This is a genomic window from Embleya sp. NPDC020886 (genome assembly GCF_044333915.1).
In the GTDB taxonomy this organism is placed as follows: domain Bacteria; phylum Actinomycetota; class Actinomycetes; order Streptomycetales; family Streptomycetaceae; genus Embleya.
Map to the genome: position 1 here is coordinate 164,007 of NZ_JBIRRX010000007.1, position 16,215 is coordinate 180,221.

The 16,215-nt window shown below is 71.4% G+C and carries 16 protein-coding genes; 9 read left to right on the forward strand and 7 right to left on the reverse strand.

What is annotated here, in order from left to right:
• Positions 1 to 3: 3 nt before the first annotated feature.
• The 4 genes from uraH to ACH4U8_RS24840 form a co-directional block, all read right to left on the reverse strand.
• Entirely contained in the window at positions 4 to 345 is a 342-nt protein-coding gene (uraH, locus tag ACH4U8_RS24825) for a hydroxyisourate hydrolase (protein ID WP_360317589.1), read from the reverse strand.
• Positions 342 to 839, reverse strand: coding sequence for a 2-oxo-4-hydroxy-4-carboxy-5-ureidoimidazoline decarboxylase (gene uraD, locus ACH4U8_RS24830; protein WP_360317587.1), 498 nt, complete (start codon positions 837 to 839; stop codon positions 342 to 344). The genes uraH and uraD overlap by 4 nt, the downstream gene beginning before the upstream one ends.
• Before the next feature lie 246 nt (positions 840 to 1,085).
• Complete coding sequence (locus tag ACH4U8_RS24835) at positions 1,086 to 1,448, reverse strand: helix-turn-helix domain-containing protein (protein ID WP_360317584.1); 363 nt, start codon at positions 1,446 to 1,448, stop codon at positions 1,086 to 1,088.
• Positions 1,445 to 1,702, reverse strand: a complete 258-nt coding sequence (locus ACH4U8_RS24840) for a thiamine-binding protein (RefSeq protein WP_395780246.1) — start codon at positions 1,700 to 1,702, stop codon at positions 1,445 to 1,447. The genes ACH4U8_RS24835 and ACH4U8_RS24840 overlap by 4 nt, the downstream gene beginning before the upstream one ends.
• A 185-nt stretch (positions 1,703 to 1,887) precedes the next feature.
• On the opposite strand from ACH4U8_RS24840, the gene ACH4U8_RS24845 reads away from it, so the two are divergent.
• The 9 genes from ACH4U8_RS24845 (at position 1,888) to ACH4U8_RS24885 (ending at position 12,761) form a co-directional block, all read left to right on the forward strand.
• The gene (locus ACH4U8_RS24845) at positions 1,888 to 2,730 is read left to right on the forward strand and encodes a hydroxypyruvate isomerase family protein (RefSeq protein ID WP_395780248.1); all 843 of its coding nucleotides are present in this window, start codon (positions 1,888 to 1,890) and stop codon (positions 2,728 to 2,730) included.
• On the forward strand, positions 2,727 to 3,647 hold the full coding sequence (locus ACH4U8_RS24850) for a 2-hydroxy-3-oxopropionate reductase (protein ID WP_395780250.1): 921 nt from the start codon (positions 2,727 to 2,729) through the stop codon (positions 3,645 to 3,647). Before ACH4U8_RS24845 ends, ACH4U8_RS24850 begins: the two co-directional genes overlap by 4 nt.
• A gap of 23 nt (positions 3,648 to 3,670) precedes the next feature.
• Positions 3,671 to 5,362, forward strand: a complete 1,692-nt coding sequence (gcl, locus tag ACH4U8_RS24855) for a glyoxylate carboligase (RefSeq protein WP_395780252.1) — start codon at positions 3,671 to 3,673, stop codon at positions 5,360 to 5,362.
• A gap of 218 nt (positions 5,363 to 5,580) precedes the next feature.
• Entirely contained in the window at positions 5,581 to 6,726 is a 1,146-nt protein-coding gene (locus tag ACH4U8_RS24860) for a glycerate kinase (protein ID WP_395780254.1), read from the forward strand.
• Positions 6,723 to 8,066, forward strand: coding sequence for an allantoinase AllB (gene allB / locus ACH4U8_RS24865; protein ID WP_395780256.1), 1,344 nt, complete (start codon positions 6,723 to 6,725; stop codon positions 8,064 to 8,066). The genes ACH4U8_RS24860 and allB overlap by 4 nt, the downstream gene beginning before the upstream one ends.
• Before the next feature lie 103 nt (positions 8,067 to 8,169).
• Positions 8,170 to 9,231, forward strand: a complete 1,062-nt coding sequence (alc, locus tag ACH4U8_RS24870) for an allantoicase (RefSeq protein ID WP_395780258.1) — start codon at positions 8,170 to 8,172, stop codon at positions 9,229 to 9,231.
• An 18-nt stretch (positions 9,232 to 9,249) separates the two neighbouring features.
• Positions 9,250 to 10,704 (forward strand): catalase, encoded by a 1,455-nt coding sequence (locus ACH4U8_RS24875; protein ID WP_395780260.1) that lies wholly within the window; start codon positions 9,250 to 9,252, stop codon positions 10,702 to 10,704.
• Positions 10,705 to 11,022: 318 nt separating this feature from the next.
• Positions 11,023 to 12,435, forward strand: coding sequence for a family 2B encapsulin nanocompartment shell protein (locus tag ACH4U8_RS24880; protein ID WP_360317560.1), 1,413 nt, complete (start codon positions 11,023 to 11,025; stop codon positions 12,433 to 12,435).
• Between the two features lie 116 nt (positions 12,436 to 12,551).
• Positions 12,552 to 12,761 (forward strand): CsbD family protein, encoded by a 210-nt coding sequence (locus ACH4U8_RS24885; protein ID WP_360317557.1) that lies wholly within the window; start codon positions 12,552 to 12,554, stop codon positions 12,759 to 12,761.
• Positions 12,762 to 12,827: 66 nt separating this feature from the next.
• On the opposite strand, the gene ACH4U8_RS24890 is transcribed toward ACH4U8_RS24885, so the two are convergent.
• From ACH4U8_RS24890 to ACH4U8_RS24900, 3 genes are all read right to left on the reverse strand, one after another.
• Positions 12,828 to 13,151, reverse strand: coding sequence for a hypothetical protein (locus tag ACH4U8_RS24890; protein ID WP_395780262.1), 324 nt, complete (start codon positions 13,149 to 13,151; stop codon positions 12,828 to 12,830).
• 195 nt (positions 13,152 to 13,346) lie between these two features.
• Complete coding sequence (locus tag ACH4U8_RS24895) at positions 13,347 to 14,465, reverse strand: XdhC family protein (RefSeq protein ID WP_395780264.1); 1,119 nt, start codon at positions 14,463 to 14,465, stop codon at positions 13,347 to 13,349.
• Positions 14,466 to 14,502: 37 nt separating this feature from the next.
• Positions 14,503 to 15,891, reverse strand: a complete 1,389-nt coding sequence (locus tag ACH4U8_RS24900; protein ID WP_395780266.1) for an NCS2 family permease — start codon at positions 15,889 to 15,891, stop codon at positions 14,503 to 14,505.
• Positions 15,892 to 16,215: the final 324 nt, after the last annotated feature.

Sequence of the window (16,215 nt, forward strand, 5' to 3'; positions counted from 1 at the left end):
CTGTCAGCTCCCTCGATAAACGGAGTATCCGTACGGGTTGAGCAAGAGCGGTACGTGGTAGCGCGTGCCGGGGTCAGCGGTGAAGACCACCTGGACCTCCGGGAAGAACGGCGTCTCGCCGCGGGCACGGCGGTACGCGGCGACGTCGAAGACCAGCCGGACGTCGACCGGTCCGGCGTCGGGTCGAACACCCAGCGGAGGCAGGTCCGGGCAGCGGCCGTCGGCGTCGGTGGCGGACGTGCCGAGCACGGTCCACGTTCCGTCGGCCGCGCGCCGGGACAACTCGACCGGGACGTCGGTCGCCGGTCGGCCCTCGCTGGTGTCCAGGATGTGGGTGGAGATCACGTGGAGATCAGCCCTTCCAGACGCAGGCGGTTGATCTTCCGCAACTCCTCGCGGGTGACCTCCCACTCGAACGCCGGTTCGTTGTCGAGTCGGTGCCGCAGTTCGGCGAGCATCTCCGCGGCGCTGCGACCACTCGCGCAGATCAGGAAGACCCGGCCGAACCGGTTCTCGTACGCGATGTTCCCGGCCCGCAGTTCGGCCAACACCGCGTCACCCGCCCGGTGGACGCCCGACTGTTCGCGCGCCGACTGCGGATCGTCGTGGCGCGGGCGGCCGATCACGGCATGGCCGTCGATCGCCTCCTGGAGATCGGCGGCGGTCAGTGCGGCGACCGCCTCGTCGGAACTCGTGTACAGCTTGTCCGGCTCGCCGTACGGCCGGCCCGCGAGCACCGCGCCGATCCAGGCGCCGCTCGCACAGACCTCGCCGAGCAGCCGAATCGCCTCGTCGGTGGACGCCTCGTCGAGCCTGTCGAGCCCTGGCGCAGATGACATCTCGGGAACCTCCCCACGGGGCGGGCACCCCCACCCGGAGTCGAACGCCGCACCGGAGCGGGCACCCCGATGCGACGATGGCCGGAACGCTAGGCGCTCCGAATCACCTCCGTCAACAGTTTGTTGAAGCCGATCACCCACCCGACCGAACGTCGGCCGCGCGAAAACGCCCCGAGTCGAACCGGTGGTGGGCCGGTCGGTCGGGGCGGGGTGTGCGGTGTCGAGGCGTGCTCGTCGACGGAGAGATCAGGGGCGGGTTTCGCGGTTGAGGTAGTTGTAGACGGTGAAGCGGCTTACGCCCAGGGCGGCGGCTACGGTTTCGACGCCGTGGCGGATGGTGAAGGCGCCGCGTTGTTCGAGGGTGCGGACGACGCGTTGTTTGGCTTCGCGGTCGAGGTCGGCCAGAGGGCCGTATTGGCGGGCCGCGTCGCCGAGGAGGCGGTCGAGGGCGCTGTCCAGGCCGGGGAGGCGGACGGCGACGACCGGTTCGCCCTCCCAGTCCAGGATCACGTCCTCGGGGCCGGCCTCCTCCGGGGCGACGAGGCGGGCGCCGATCGCGGTCACCAGGGGCTTGATCGCGGCGGACAGCGGGTGGTCGGCGGGGGTCACGCGTGGCCTCCCGGTGCTTCCGGCACGGTGGTGACCTGTACCGAGATCCGGCTCGCGCCGACGCCGAGCGCGCCTCGCAACACCCGGTCGAGTGCGGCGAGGACGGCGTGCGCCTCGCCCTCGGCGGTCGTGCCGAACGGGCCGACCTCCACGTCGAGACCCGCCTCGTCGATGACCCGTCGGGCCTCCAGGGCATGGGCCGGCACGCCGTCCAGGTCGAACGGTTCGGTCGAGAACTCAATCCGCAATCGCACGCCCGAACCCTAGCGCCCGCTCCCGGATCGGCGCCCGGCGTGCGGCGGCGAGCTCCGGCGGGTGGACCGCGCCGGGACCGGACTGCCACGGTCGACCTTGACAAACTGTTGAAGGCGCATGGCATGATTCCGATGAGCAGAATCTTACTTCCGCATTGTGGAACCGACGTGGAAGGGGTGATCCCGTGAGCGCTCGTGGACTGCGCTTCGACATCAATCTCTCGATCCTCTTCACCGAGCTCCCGCTCCTCGAACGGCCCGCTGCCGCCGCGTCGGCCGGCTTCACCGAGATCGAGCTGTGGTGGCCCTTCGCCGGCCCGACCCCCGCCGACGCCGAACTGGACGCGCTCTCCCGGGCGATCCGCGACGCCGGCGTCGATCTGGTCGGCCTCAACTTCGACGCCGGCGACATGCCCGCCGGCGACCGGGGCCTGCTGTCCCGGCCCTCCGGGTCGGCGCGCTTCCGGGACAACATCGCGGTCGCGACCGGCTTCGCCGAGAGCCTGGGCTGCCGCGCGCTCAACGCGCTGTACGGCAACCGCGAGGACGGCGTGGACCCGCAGGCCCAGGACGAACTGGCCCTGGAGAACCTGGCATCGGCCGCCCGGGCCGCCCATCGCATCGGCGCGGTCGTACTGATCGAGTCGATCAGCGCGCCGGAGAACCCGCGATACCCGCTGGTCACCGCCGCCGACGCGGTGGCCGTCGTGGACAAGGTCAACGCCGAGACCGGGCTGGGCAACACCACCTTCCTGTGCGACCTGTACCACCTGGCCCGCAACGGCGAGGACCTCGCCGCCGTGATCGACACGCACGCCGACCGGTTCGGCCACGTGCAGATCGCCGACACCCCCGGGCGGGGCCAACCCGGCACCGGCGAGCTGGATTTCGAAGACCTGTTCCGCCGACTCGTCGCCGCCGGGTACACCGGGCGCGTCGGCCTCGAATACAAGCCCGTCGGCCCGAGCGCGGACAGCTTCGGCTGGCTCCCGCGCGAGCTGCGCGGCACCGAGGGAGGGGCCGGATGACCGGCACGAGCAAGAGCATCGCGTTCATCGGACTGGGCATCATGGGCGGCCCGATGGCCGCCCACCTGGTCCGGGCCGGCCATCGGGTGACCGGCGTCAACCTGGAACAGGACGCGGTGGACCGGCTGATCGCGGCCGGCGGCCGGGGCGCGGCGAACATCGCCGAGGCGGTGCGCGACGCGGGCGTGGTGATCACCATGGTCCCGGCCGACCCGCACGTCGAGCAGGTGATGTTCGGCGCCGACGGCGTGTTGGCCGCGGCCCGGCCCGGCACCCTGGTGATCGACATGAGTTCGATCAAGCCCGGCACCTCGATCGCGGTGGCCGAGGCCGGCGCCGAGCGGCGACTGCGGGTGCTGGACGCGCCGGTCAGCGGGGGCGAGGCGGGCGCGATCGAGGCGGTGCTCTCCATCATGGTCGGCGGCGAGGCGGCGGACTTCGCCGCCGCACTGCCCCTGTTCGAGGTGCTCGGCAAGACCGTCGTACACGTCGGGCCGCACGGTGCCGGTCAGACGGTCAAGGCGGCGAACCAACTGATCGTCGCCGGCACCATCCAACTCGTCGCCGAGGCACTGCTGTTCCTCGAACGCGCGGGAGTGGACACCGAGGCCGGCCTGCGGGTGCTCGCCGGCGGCCTGGCCGGCAGCACCGTCCTGGACCGCAAGGCCCGGGTGATGCGCGAGCGCGACTTCCGACCCGGATTCCGCATCGACCTGCACCACAAGGACATGGGCATCGTCACCGAGTCGGCCCGCGAGTTCGATCTCGTGCTGCCGCTCGCCGGCCTCACCGCGCAACTGGTCGCGTCGCTGCGCGCCCAGGGCGGCGGCGGCCTGGACCACTCCGGTCTGCTGCTCGGCCTGGAACGGCTCAACGGCGGCCCCGACGACAGTGGTTCGAAGCAGGGAGACAACTGATGGCACCCCGTCGTGTTCCGGTCATGAACGCCGTCGTGGAGGTGCTCGCGTCCGAAGGCGTGGACACCGCGTTCGGCTGCCCGGGTGCGGCGATCCTGCCGCTCTACGCGGCCCTGGAAGCGGTCGGCGGCATCGAGCACCTGATCGTCCGGCACGAAGAGGGCGCGACCCACATGGCCGACGGCTGGGCCCGCACCAACGGCGGGGTCGGCGTCGCGATCGGCACCTCCGGCCCGGCCGGCACCAACATGATCACCGGCCTGTACACCGCGCTCGCCGACTCCATCCCGATCGTGTGCATCACCGGCCAGGCCGTCTCGAGCAAGCTGCACCAGGAGGCGTTCCAGGCGGTCGACATCGTGGAGATCGCCAAGCCGGTGACCAAGTGGGCGGTGCAGGTCAAGGAGGCCGCACAGGCGCCCTGGATCTTCCGCGAGGCGTTCCGGCTGGCCCGCTCCGGCCGACCCGGCCCGGTGCTCATCGACCTGCCGCTGGACGTGCAGAAGCAGGAGATCTGGTGGGACTCGGAGGTGGACGCGCCGCTGCCGGTCACCGAGGTGCTGCCGCACCAGCCGCGTGTGGAGGCCGCCCTGGACCTGCTGCTCGCCGCCGAGCGCCCGCTACTGCTCTCCGGCGGCGGTGTGATCATCGGCGAGGCGCACGAGGAACTGGTCGAACTGGCCGAACTGCTCCAGATCCCGGTCCAGGCCACCCTGATGGGCAAGGGCTCGATCGACGAGAACCACCCGCTCTACAGCGGGATGACCGGCGTGCAGACCTCGCAGCGCTACGGCAACGCCTCGTTCCTGGAGTCCGACCTGGTGCTCGCGCTCGGCGCGCGCTTCGGCGACCGGCACACCGGCACCCTGGACGTCTACCGGGGCACCCGCACGTTCATCCACGTCGACATCGAGCCGACCCAGCTCGGCAAGGTCTTCGAGCCGGACCTGGGCATCGTCTCGGACACCCGGCACTTCCTCCAGGCGATCCTGGCGACCGCGAAGGAGCGCGGCATCCGCCGCGAGGCCGGCGCGTGGGTCGCCCGGATCCGGGAGCTGCGCGCGACGCTGACCCGGCGCGAGGACTTCGACAGCGTGCCGATCAAGGCGCCGCGCGTGTACAAGGAGATCAACGAGATCTTCGACGAGGACACCTACTTCGTCACCGCGATCGGCCTCTACCAGATCTGGGGCGGCCAGCACCAGAAGGCGTACAAGCCGCGCCACTACCAGGTCTGCGGCCAGGCGGGCCCGCTCGGCTGGGAGATCCCGGCGGCGATCGGCGTCAAGAAGGCGCTCAAGCACAGCGACCCGGACGCCGAGGTGGTCGGCATCGTCGGCGACTACGGCTTCCAGTATCTGGTCGAGGAACTCGCGGTCGCGGCGCAGTACAACGTGCCGTTCGTGATCATCATGATCAACAACGAGTACCTGGGCCTGATCCGGCAGGCGTCCATCCCGTACGAGATGAACTACCAGGTCGACATCCACTACGACCAGGTCGGCACCGACAACGTCAAGTTGATGGAGGCGTACGGCTGTTCGGGCCGGCGGGTGGTCGAGCCGGACGAGATCGCCCCAACCGTCGAATGGGCCCGCAAGGAGGCGCGCCGCACCTCGCGCCCGGTCCTGGTGGAGATCATGATCGAGCGCGAGGCGAACACGCCGCACGGGCCCGCGATCGACGCGGTCAAGGAGTTCGAGCCGGTTCCGTAGTCGGACCCGGCGCGACCGAACCGGAGCGGGGCGGGCCGAATCGGCCGGACCGTCTCCCGGGGTTCGTCCCGCTCCCCATCGATTCCGCCCGGTGACGTCGACCCATTCCAGGTGTCGTGCCCGCGTCGCCGGGCGGTTTCCCGGCCCCGTCATCTCCCCGGTCGCGGCAGCCACGTAGTTGACTGTTGCCCCTGCCGGCACACCCGAAGGAGCAGCGCATGGGACCGGTCGTCGTCCTGGCCCCCGACAAGTTCAAGGGGACCCTGACCGCGGTACAGGCCGCGACCAGGATCGGTGCCGGGATCCGGCGGGGTCGCCCGGACGCGCAGGTGCGGATGTTGCCGATCGCCGACGGCGGGGAGGGCACCGTGGACGCGGCGGTGGCGGCCGGCTTCGCGCGCGTCCCGGCGCGGGTCACCGGTCCCACCGGGCGGCCGGTCGCGGCGGCGCTGGCGGTGCGCGGTCGCACGGCCGTGGTCGAGTTGGCCCAGTCCTCGGGGCTCGCGCTGCTTCCGGACGGGCCCGCGCCGCTGACGGCGGACACCGCCGGGGTGGGCGAGCTGATCGCCCGGGCGCTGGAGCTGGGTTGCACCCGGATCGTGCTCGGGCTGGGCGGCTCGGCCTCCACCGACGGCGGGTCGGGGTTGGCTCGCGCACTGGGGGTGCGCCTGTTGGACGCGGCGGGCGCGGAGTTGCCGCCCGGCGGGGCCGCCCTGCTGCGCCTGGACCGGATCGAGCGGGGCGACCTGGCGGCCCGGCTGGCCGGCGTCGAGGTGGTGATCGCCTCGGACGTGGACAATCCGCTGCTCGGCCCGAAGGGTGCCGCAGCGGTGTACGGGCCGCAGAAGGGCGCCACGCCGGAGGACGTACGGGTACTGGACGCCGCGCTCGCGCGCTGGGCCGAGGTGGTCGCGCCCGAACTGACCGAGGTGCCCGGCGCGGGAGCCGCGGGCGGGGCGGGCTACGGCGCGCTGGCGTTTCTCGGCGCACGGGTGCGGCCCGGCATCGCCGTGCTGCTCGAACTCCTCGGTTTCGACGAACTGCTCGACGGAGCACGGCTCGTGGTCACCGGGGAGGGCAGCCTGGATCGGCAGACCCTGCACGGCAAGGCGCCGGCGGGGGTGGCCGCCGCCGCCCGGGCACGGGGTGTACCCGTGGCGGTGGTGTGCGGCCGCGTCGAGTTGAGCGGGGTCCAACTCGACGCGGCCGGCATCGTGGCGGCCTACGCGCTGGCCGACCTCGGCCCGGACAGTATGACCAATGCCGGCGAACTCGCGGAGCACGCAGGTGAGTTGCTCGCAAAGGACCTGCTGGGCGAGCAGCCCGCCCACCCGCGCACAGCGGACTCGGAGGACGCGTCGTGACCCACACCCCCACGCTCGTATTGCGCTCGCGCCGAGTCTTCACCCCGGCCGGTGAGCGGCCGGCCGACGTGGTCGTGGCCGGCGATCGGATCGTGGACGTGCTGCCGCACCGCACCGCGACCGGCGCACCGGTCGAGGAGCTGGGCGAACTCGCCCTGCTGCCGGGCCTGGTGGACACCCACGTGCACATCAACGAACCGGGCCGCACCGCGTGGGAGGGCTTCACCAGTGCGACCCGGGCCGCGGCCGCCGGCGGCGTCACCACGCTGATCGACATGCCGCTGAACTCGATCCCGGCCACCGTCACGGTCGACGCGCTGCGGGTCAAGCAGGAGGTCGCCCGCGGCCGGGTCTACGTGGACGTGGGCTTCTGGGGCGGCGCGATCCCGGGCAACACCGACCAATTGGAGCCGCTGCATCGGGCCGGCGTGTACGGCTTCAAGAGTTTCCTCGCGCCGTCCGGCGTCGACGAGTTCCCGCACGTGAACGCGGCCGAACTGGACCGGGCGCTGACCGAACAGGCCCGACTGGGCGCGCTGGCCATCATCCACGCCGAGGCGCCGCACGTGCTGGACGCCGCTCCACAGGTACCCGGCCGGGCGTACGCCGACTTTCTGGCCTCCCGACCGGACGCGGCGGAGACCGTCGCGGTGGAGCAACTGCTCGACACCGCCGGGCGCACCGGTGCCCGCGTACACATCCTGCACGTGTCCTCGGCCGAGGTGCTGCCGCTCCTGGACGCCGCCCGCGCGGCCGGGATCGCGGTCACCGCCGAGACCTGCCCGCACTATCTGACCCTGGTCGCCGAGGGTGTCCCGGCCGGTGACACCGCGTTCAAGTGTTGCCCGCCGATCCGCTCCCGGGACAACCGGGACCGGCTGTGGCACGGGATCGAGGCGGGTTCGTTCGCCGCCGTGGTCTCCGACCACTCGCCGTGCACCGCCGATCTCAAGCGGCTGGACGTGGGCGACTTCGCCGCGGCGTGGGGCGGGATCGCGTCGCTGCAACTGGGTCTGCCCACGGTGTGGACCCAGGCCCGGGCCCGCGGTATCGCGCTGGCCGACGTGGTCGCGCTGATGTCCGCCGGTCCGGCCCGGCTGGTGGGCCTGGCCCGCAAGGGCGCGATCGCACCCGGGTACGACGCCGACCTGGTCGCCTTCGATCCGGACGCGGTGTTCACCGTGGACCCGGCCGGGCTGCACCACCGCAACCCGGTCACCCCGTACGCGGGCCGCGCGCTCACCGGCGTGGTCCGCACCACCTGGCTCGCGGGCGCGCCCGTGGACGTGCACGGCAGCCCGCGCGGGCGGCTCCTGGACCGGACGGAGACCGCCTCGTGAGCACCGCCGGGATGCGCCACCGACGCGGCCACGGCCCGCCCCCTCCCGGTCCCGAGTCCGCATCGAGGTTCGCCAACTCCCGCCCAGGCCAAGGAGATCGACCGTGAGCACCGATTTCACCGAACACGTCAACCTGGCTGCCCGCGCCCTCGGAGCCGGCGTGGTGGCCGCCAACGACGAGTGGTTCGCCGAGAAGGAGAACCTGCTCCGGGCCGAACCGCCGGTCTTCGCCCCGCATACGTTCGGGCCCAAGGGTCAGATCATGGACGGCTGGGAGACCCGCCGCCGGCGCGGCACCTCGGCCGAACATCCGCATCCCGGGCCGGACGCGCACGACTGGGCGATCGTTCGGCTCGGCGTGCCGGGCGTGTTGCGCGGGATCGTGGTGGACACCGCGTTCTTCACCGGCAACTACCCGCCGAGCGCCTCGGTGGAGGCCGCGGCCGTGCCCGGCACCCCCTCCCCGGCGGAACTGCTCGACCCGGCCGTGCGGTGGACCACGGTGGTCGCGCGCACCGACCTCAAGGGGGACACCGCGCACCCGTTCGCGGTCACCGCCGAGCAGCGGTTCACCCACGTGCGGCTGAACATCTTCCCGGACGGCGGGGTGGCCCGGCTGCGTGTGTACGGCGACGCGGTACCGGACCCGACCTGGCTGGACGGGCTCACCGTGGACCTGGCCGCGCAGGAGTACGGCGCGGTGGCCGAGGCGGCCAGCGACCGATACTTCTCCTCGCCGCACAACCTCAACGCGCCGGGCCGCTCGCGGGTGATGGGCGAGGGCTGGGAGACCCGGCGCCGACGCGACGACGGGCACGACTGGGTACGGGTGCGCCTGGTCGGGCAGGCCGAGATCCTGGCCGCCGAGATCGACATCGACAACTACCTGGGCAACGCGCCGGGTTGGATCGCGCTCGTCGGCAGCGACGCGGGTGTGGACCCGGACGCGTGGTTCGAACTGTTGCCCCGCACCCGGGTCCAGCCGGACACCCGGCACCGCTTCCGACTCGCCGACGCGCGACCCGTCACGCACGTGCGCATCGAGGTCTTCCCGGATGGCGGGGTGGCCCGACTGCGGCTGCCGGGTCGGCTGACCGAGGCCGGCCTGACGGCCCTTCGGAACCGTTTCCACACCCCCGACGCCGGCATCTCTCCGAATAGCTGACAGGGAGTCAACTCCGTTATGGGCAAGCCGATACTGACGACGGAGGCCGGTGCCCCGGTCTCCGACAACCAGAACAGCGCGGCGGCCGGGTCCGGCGGCCCGCTGCTGCTCCAGGACCAGTACCTGATCGAGAAGTTGGCCCGGTTCAATCGCGAGCGCATCCCGGAGCGGGTGGTGCACGCGCGCGGCTCGGGCGCGTACGGCGTGTTCGAGGTGACCGAGGACGTCAGCCGCTACACCCGCGCGCACTTCCTGGGCGCGGTGGGTCGACGCACCGAGGTGTTCCAGCGCTTCTCCACCGTGGCGGGCAACCTGGGTGCGGGCGACGCGGTTCGCGATCCGCGCGGCTTCGCGCTGAAGTTCTATACCGAGGAGGGCAATTACGACCTCGTCGGCAACAACACCCCGGTGTTCTTCATCAAGGATCCGCTGAAGTTCCCGGACTTCATCCACTCGCAGAAGCGCGACCCGTACACCGGCAGCACCGAACCGGAGAACGTATGGGACTTCTGGTCGCACTCGCCGGAGGCCACCCACCAGATCACCTGGCTGTTCGGCGACCGCGGCATCCCGGCGTCCTACCGGCACATGAACGGCTTCGGCTCGCACACCTACCAGTGGGTCGATGCCGCCGGCGAGGTGTTCTGGGTCAAGTATCACTTCCGGACCAACCAGGGCATACGCAGTCTGACCAGCGCCGAAGGCGCGGAACTCGCGGGCGAGGACCCGGACTCGCATCAGCGGGACCTGCATCAGGCCATCGAGCGCGGGGTGTTCCCGTCCTGGACGCTGTTCGTCCAGGTGATGCCGGCCGCCGACGCGCCGCGCTACCGATTCAACCCGTTCGACCTGACCAAGGTGTGGCCGCACGCCGACCACCCGCTGCTCAAGGTCGGCACGCTGACCCTGAACCGTAATCCGGAGAACGTGTTCGCCGAGGTCGAGCAGGCCGCGTTCAGCCCGAACAACTTCGTGCCGGGGATCGGACCCAGTCCGGACAAGATGCTCCAGGGGCGGCTGTTCGCCTACGCGGACGCGCACCGCTACCGCCTGGGCGTCAACCACACGCAACTCGCGGTGAACGCGCCCAAGGCGACCACGGCCGTCAACCACGGCCGGGACGGCGCGCACGCGAGCAACGTGGCCGGGCGGGCCCGGAATTACGAGCCGAACAGCTTCGGCGGGCCGTACCAGAGCGACGCGGCGTTGTCCGCACCGCTCGCGGTGACCGGCCACACCGGCACCCACCCGGCGCCGACGCACGCCAAGGACGACGACTTCTTCCAGGCGGGCGAGTTGTATCGGCTGATGTCCGAGGCGGAACGGGCCCGACTGGTCGAGAACATCGCGGGCAGCCTGGGTCAGGTCACCCGGGACGACATCGTGGACCGAGTGCTCCGGCACTTCCACACGGCGGATCCGGAGTACGGGGAACGGGTGGCCAAGGCGGTCTCGGCGGTCCGGGACGCCTGAGGCGGCAGGCGACGGACGGCACACGGCAGACGGTCTGCGGCACACCACCGACCGCGGACCGCGCACCGCGGCGAGGAACCTCCCGAAGCCCGATCGGGTCGGGTCGGCGCGCGCTCGGACGTCCTCGGACGCCGGGCGCGCGCTCGGCCGTTCGCCCGACGGCCGAACGGGTGGGCGCGGGCCGACGAGTACGGCCGAACCCAGTTACCTAGCCACTTCCACGCCCCTCCAGTCTCACCCGTTCGGGTAATGGCCGGCCGCGTTCACACCGGCAACGATGGACCGCGAAATCTGGTTCATCCAGGGGAGGCGGAATCGTTGTCGATCGATGCTGGGGCCGGCACGGAAGGTGCAGCCCAGGACACGCAGGCTCGTTCGAGTCTTGCGACGGCGGCGGCGCGGAATCTCGCGACCACCACCAAGACGGTCCCGCAGATGCAGGACATCACGTCGCGGTGGCTGCTGAAGATGTTGCCGTGGGTCCAAGTGTCGGGTGGTACGTACCGGGTCAACCGCCGGTTGAGTTACCGGGTGGGCGACGGACGTGTGCAGTTCGTCCAGACCGGGTCCGAAGTCCGGGTCATCCCGGGCGAGTTGGGTGAGCTGGCACCGCTGCGCGGATTCGCGGACGACGAGGTGCTGCGCGCGTTGGCCGACCGCTTCGTGCGGCGGGAGTACGCGGCCGGGGAGACGCTCGCGACGATCGGCGAGCCGAACGACCGGGTGGTGCTGGTCGTGCACGGCAAGGTGGCCAGGTCGGGGGAGGGTCCGTACGGCGATCGCACTTCGCTCGGTCTGCACGGCGACGGTGACCACTTCGGCGAGAAGATGCTCGTCGACCCGGAATCGTCGTGGGAATACACGGCGACCGCGGCGACCTCGGTGATCGTGCTGGAACTGCCCAGGGACGCGTTCGAGGGGGTGCGCGCCGACAGTCTGCGCGAGCATCTTGCCGAATACGCGGCGGGCAGCAGCCGTCCGCAGAACGCCAAGGGTGAGGCGGAGATCCCGATGTCCGCCGGCCACCACGGCGAGGCGGTGCTGCCGGGCAGCTTCGTGGACTACGAACTCAACCCGCGCGAATACGAGTTGAGCGCGGCGCAGACCGTGTTGCGGGTGCACAGCCGGGTGGCCGACCTGTACAACCAGCCGATGGATCAGATCGAGCAGCAGCTTCGACTGACCATCGAGGCGTTGCGCGAGCGGCAGGAACACGAGCTGATCAACAACCCCGAATTCGGTCTGCTGCACAACGCGGACTACGAGCAGCGCATCCAGGCCCAGGCCGGCCCGCCGACGCCGGACGACATGGACGAACTCCTCAGTCGCCGGCGCGGCTCCCGGCTGTTCCTGGCCCACCCGCGCACCATCGCCGCGTTCGGCCGCGAGTGCAGCCGGCTCGGCCTGTACCCGACCACGGTCGACGTGGGCGGCAACCAGATCCCGGCCTGGCGCGGCGTGCCGATCTTCCCGTGCAACAAGATCCCGATCTCCGAGGCGCGCACCAGTTCGATCCTGGTGCTGCGTACGGGTGAGGACGACCAGGGTGTGGTGGGTCTGCACCAGACCGGTCTGCCGGACGAATACCAGCCCGGCCTGTCGGTGCGTTTCATGGGTATCAACGAGCAGGCGCTGATCTCCTACCTGGTCACGGCCTACTACTCGGCGGCGGTGCTGGTGCCCGACGCGCTGGGTGTGCTGGAGAACGTGGAGATCTCCCAGGCTCGGTGACAAAGGTCATGAATGCTACGAAGGTGTGTCGGATGGGTTGTTTGCGGTTATAGGTCGGGCTGGACGTTGCGCGATCAACGGACGCGCACGGTGGACCGCGACAGGAGACCCGAGACATGGGCATCGACGACAACATCCGCAACAAGGCCCGGAACGCCGGCGGCCAGGCCAAGGAGAAGCTCGGCGAGGCCACCGGCAACGAGGATCTCCGCGACGAGGGCCAACAGGATCAGGGCGAGGCGAAGGCCAAGGAGGCCGTCGCCGGCGCCAAGGACAAGGCCAACGAGGCGATCAACAAGATCAAGGGCTCCCTCAAGCGCGATTGAGCCCACCCGACCCCCACCGCGAGGCCCCTTCGAGGGCCTCGCGGCGCTTTGGGGTCGGGTCGGGTTTCAGGGGGTGGGGCGGTAGGGGCGGTGGTTGGCGTGCCGCAGGGTGAGGGCGGGGACGATGAGGAGGGCGGCCCAGAGCCGGTGGATGTGGGACCGGTCGTCGGCGTCGGCGTCGGGCCATGGCCACAGGGAGGCGGGGAGGGCGAGGGTGCCGGCCAGGAGGGTCGGCAGGGCCCCGATCGCGAGGGCGGCGGCGGGTTTGCCGGGGACGCGGTGCACCGCCGACGCGGCGGCGGCCAGGGCGGTGCAGGTCAGTACGGCGGCTTCGAGGGTGAGGCCGGCCCAGGGCAGCGCCCGGTCGGAGCGCACCCTGCCGACGGCCACCACGGCGGCCCAGGCGAGCCCGACCGGGAGCAGCGCGAGGAGCGTACGCAGGCGCCCTGTCGCAGCCCGCGGGACACGGGCAGCGCGGCGGTGCTCGCCTCCATCGGGTCGATCAGGGCGAACGCGGAGGCGGCGCCCGACAGGACGGCCGCGACGCGGACACAGGTCACGACGCGCGGTCGACGGCGCGTTCGGTCACGCCGCCCGGTGGATCGGGCCGGCGGCCGTGCGCAGGGGCAGGCCGGTGCCGCCGTTGTGGGTGGCCACCACCTCGGCGAAGACGGACAGCGCCGTCTCCTCGGGGGTGCGGGCGCCCAGGTCCAGGCCGATCGGGGAGTGCAGCGCCGCCAACTGCTGTTCGCCCAGGCCGGTTTCGCGGAGCCGGGCGTGGCGCGCCGCATGGGTGCGGCGGGAGCCCATCGCGCCGACATAGGCCAGGTCCAGCCGTAGCGCGAGCTCCAGCAGCGGGATGTCGAACTTCGGGTCGTGGGTGAGCACCGTGACCACCGTGCGGCGGTCCAGCGTGTCCGCGATCGAGGCCAGGTGCCGGTGCGGCCAGTCGACCACCACCTCGTCCGCCTCCGGGAACCGGCGCCGCGTCGCGAACACCTCCCGGGCGTCGCACACGCTCACGTGATAGCCGAGCAACTTGCCCACCCGGGTCACCGCCGCCGCGAAGTCGATCGCGCCGTAGACCAACAGCCGCGGCGGCGGCGTGCGACTCTCGACGAAGATCGTCAGGTCGTCCGGACCCGCCTCCGGGCACGGCCGACCGTCCGGGCGCAGCGTGGTCGATCCGGTCCGGCCCGCGTGCAGCATGGCCCGGGCCGTTGCGACCACCGCCGCGTCCAGTGCGGGATCGGCGCCGTACGTCCCGGTCGCGCCCGCGTCGGCGACCACCGCGATCACCCGGCCCAACAGCCCGGCCGGCCCGGCGACGACCCGGGCCGCGGCCACGGGGACGCCCCGCTCGGCCGCGGCCAACGCCGCCTCGACGGCGACGTCGCCGCCGGGCTGCACGAACACGTCCAGCACTCCGCCGCAGGTCAACCCGACGGCGAAGGCGTCCTCGTCGCTGTAGCCGAAGCGCTGGAGCACCGGGATACCGCTCTCCAGCGCCTCGCGGCACAGCTCGTACACCGCGCCCTCCACACACCCGCCCGAGACGCTGCCCACGACCGTGCCGTCGGCGGCCACCGCGAGCGCCGAACCCGGGGGGCGGGGTGCGCTCCCGCTGACGCCGACGACGGTGGCCAGGGCATATGGCGTTCCCGCACGGCGCCAGGCCGCGAGTTCGGTCCCGAGGTCGAGCATCGACGTCTCCTTGGGGGTGGTGGCGCGGTCGGTGGGCCTAGCTGACGCCCAACCACTCCTTGATCGGATGCAGCGCGAAGAACACCAGGAACGCCAGGGTGAGCACCCACATCAGTGGACCGATGTCGTGGAACCTGCCCTGGGCGGCCTTGATCAGGGTGTAGACGATCACACCGGCGGCGACGCCCGCGGTGATCGAGTAGGTGAACGGCATCAGCACGATGGTCAGGAACGCCGGGATCGCCGCCGCCTTGTCGTCCCAGTCGATGTGCTTGACCTGGGTGATCATCATCGAGCCGATCACCACGAGCGCGGCGGCCGCGACCTGGTCCGGGACCACGCCCGCGATCGGCGTGAAGAACAACATCAGACCGAAGATGCCGCCGGTGACCACGCTGGACAGCCCCGTGCGTGCGCCGTCGCCGACCCCGGTGGCCGATTCGATGAACACCGTCTGACCGGACGAACCGGTCACCCCACCGACGATGCCCCCCGCACCGTCGATGGCCAGCGCCTTGGACAGGCCGGGCATCCGGCCCTTGTCGTCCACCAGCTTGGCCTCGTTGCCGATCCCGATGATGGTCGCCATCGCGTCGAAGAAGCCCGCGAACACCAGGGTGAACACCAGCACCGAGGCGGTGATGCCGCCGGCTTCGGAGAAGCCGCCGAACACGCTCACCTCACCGAACAGCCCGAAGTCCGGTGAGTCGACCACCTTGTCCGGCAGGTTCGGGACGCCACCGCCCCAGGTCTTGTCGGATATGTCGACGATCGCGTTGATCACCATGGCCAGCAGCGTGCCGAAGACCAGGCCGATCAGGATCGCGCCGCGGATGTTGCGCGCCATCAGCAGGAAGATGGCGAGCACGGTGACCGCGAAGATCAATACCGGCCAGCCGGCCGGCTCACCGGCCTGGCCCAGGGTGACCGGCGGCCCGCCCGGCGCGGCGTTCTCGGTCACCACGCCGGCCTTGTTCAGGCCGATCATCGCGATGAACAGCCCGATGCCGATGGTGATCGCGTGCTTGAGCGCCATCGGGATGGCGTTCATGATCCGCTCGCGCAGCCCGGAGACCACCATCAGCATGATGATCAGGCCGTAGATGACACACAGACCCATCGCCTGCGGCCAGGTCATCTCGGCGGCGACCTGATTGCCCACCACGCCCGCCACGGACAGACCCGCGGCGAGGGCGAGCGGCACGTTGCCGATCAGACCCATCGCGACCGTGGTGATGAACGCCGCCAGCGCGGTCATCGTGGTGACCTGCGCCGGATCGAGCCGATTCCCGTCGACGTCCTTGCCGCCGAGCAGGATCGGATTGAGCAGCAGGATGTACGCCATCGCCATGAACGTGGTGAGGCCGCCGCGCAGTTCGCGGCCCACCGAGCTGCCGCGGGCGCTGATCCCGAAGTACCTGTCCAACGCGCCCGAGTCGGCCGAGCCCGCCGGCGGCGGGTCCTGGGCGAGTCCGGCACCGGATCCGTGTGGCGGATGCGGGGGATTTTCGCCGGGTTCCGTCGGAACCGAGGTCTGAGCCACTTCCCACTCCCAAGTGTCTTAGGTGTTGTTGGGGTGGAGCCAATCGCCGCCTCGAAACCACCCGAATCCTTCTTCGGGCAGGCGAGGACGACGACCTTCCTGCGTGGGGGCGCGTCCGTTCGACGACACGGCGATCGGCCGTGCGGAGTCGGGCCGGTCCGGCCCCGGGGGCGACGTCTGCGCCGCCGCCGGGACCGTACTACGGTC